The sequence below is a fragment of the Nonomuraea diastatica genome (assembly GCF_004349015.1).
GTDB lineage: Bacteria > Actinomycetota > Actinomycetes > Streptosporangiales > Streptosporangiaceae > Nonomuraea > Nonomuraea diastatica.
This window is the reverse complement of sequence record NZ_SMKP01000393.1, coordinates 1-1,744: the sequence shown is the minus strand read 5'-3', so window position 1 is coordinate 1,744 and position 1,744 is coordinate 1. Positions and strand designations below refer to the sequence as shown.

At 75.2% G+C, this 1,744-nt stretch carries 1 protein-coding gene and 1 pseudogene; one reads left to right on the top strand and one right to left on the bottom strand.

The genetic code is table 11. From position 1 onward, the window contains the following. Positions 1-808: NAD-dependent epimerase/dehydratase family protein (locus E1294_RS51800; RefSeq protein WP_132520687.1), on the top strand; the 808-nt coding region annotated here is incomplete at its 5' end. 11 nt (positions 809-819) lie between these two features. Here E1294_RS51800 and E1294_RS55345 read toward each other — a convergent pair. Then, positions 820-1,744, bottom strand: a pseudogene (locus E1294_RS55345) (hypothetical protein); the annotation flags it as partial.

Below are 1,744 nucleotides of genomic sequence, written 5' to 3'. Positions count from 1 at the left end.
CGCCGCCCCCGCACCGCAGGTCACCGCCACACCCGTCACACCGCTGGTCGCTTTCGAGCGCCCGGAGGTGACCGTGAGCGGCACGGCGACGTTCGTCCGGCAGCACGTTGCGGACGCGCTGGCCGACCGGGGCTTGCGGCTGTCCGGGGGCGACACCGGCGTCGTGGTGCACGTCTGCGCGCTCGGCTGGGACGCGGACGCGGACCCCGAAGAGGAGGTACGGCTGGCCCGCGCCGCCTTCGCGGGCGGCCGTGGCGGGGTGCTGCTGAGCTCGTGCCGCGTCTATCCGGCGCGGAAGTGGGTGGACGAGGAGACGCCTGTCGACCCGGCGGCCACGCCCCTGACGGCGAACACGGCCAGTGCCCTCAGCGCTGTCGAGTCGGCCGCTCCAGGTGCCGTGGTGTTGCGGCTCGGCGAGCCGTACGGGCCCGGCATGCCTCAGCAGGGGGCGGTGGCGGAGCTGGTGCTGCGCTCGTCGCTCAACCATCCGGCGCCCGTCGGCGGGCCTCCCGTGCAGCTCGTGCACGTGCGGGACGTGGCTCAGGCGGTCCTGGCGGCGCTGGAGAAGGGGGTCGCGGGGCGGGTGTACAACGTCGCAGGGCGGCGGCGGTGGCGCATGCGGGAGCTGGCCGAGGCGGTGTCCAAGGCGGTGCGGCCGGTTCACATGGAGACGTCGGAGAGTCCCGGCGGGCCGCTGGTCAACGTGGAGCGAGCGAGCGTGGAGCTGGGCTGGCGGGCCGAGGTGACGCTGGACTACGGGCTGCACACGTTCGCGCAGTGGCTGGCGTACGAGAGCGACCGCGCCTGACCCGGTCCCGGTCACGCGATCGGCCGCCAGCGGAGGGTGCCGTCGGGGCCCGTGCCGATGAGGCGGCCGGACGCGGAGGCGAGGACGGTGTGGCCGGCCGCGGGGCCGAGATCCACCCAGGGGGTTTCGTGGCGGTTCACCGATCTGGTGAGGACACGGCCGGCCGCGACGGTGAACAGTCTGCCGTTCATCGCGGCCAGGGTTGCCGGGCCGATCGCCGGGCCGCCTGAGGGGGCCGGCGCCGGGCCGGTCGCTGCGCCGGGTGCTGGGCCGCCCGATGGGTCGGGTGCTGGGCCGATCATGGTCCAGTCGGGTGCGGCGAGCAGGCGGATGGGGAGGTGCCAGAGTTCGTGCGCGGCGGTGATGGCGAACAGCCCCTCGTCGGCGGCGGCCAGTCCGGTGGTGCCCTCGGGCGCCTGGCCGACGTCCTGCCAGGGTGCGGGGCCCGGCACGGGGTCGCGGTAGCGGATCGTGCCGTCGGGGGCGACGCCGTAGAGACCGGCGGGCGGGCCGCCGTGCGCCTCCCTTGGGGCGGCGAGGGCGATCACGTCCGCATCGTCGATCGTTCGCCATGGGAGGTTCTGACCGGAAATATCCCGGTACGCGAGCGTGCCGTCCGCACAGGCGGCGAAAAGGCGGCCCTCGCAACACACCAACGCCCGGACGCCGGCGACGCGCGGGGACAAGGAAGGCGGCGCAACCGACGACGTCCCCGAGCCGGACACGGCCGGAGCCACAGCGGACGCGGCCGGGATCGCCGCACCCACGGCCGACGTTCCCCCAGGCACGTTCCGGGACTCCCCCGCCGTCTCACCAGGCGCAGGCGAAGACTCCACCGAGGCCCCGGACGACTCGTCAGGCACGGTCTGGGAAGCCTCGGGCACGAGCCGGGCCTCCACGGCCGCGTACCCGGTCTCCACGGGCGCGGGTGGGGTG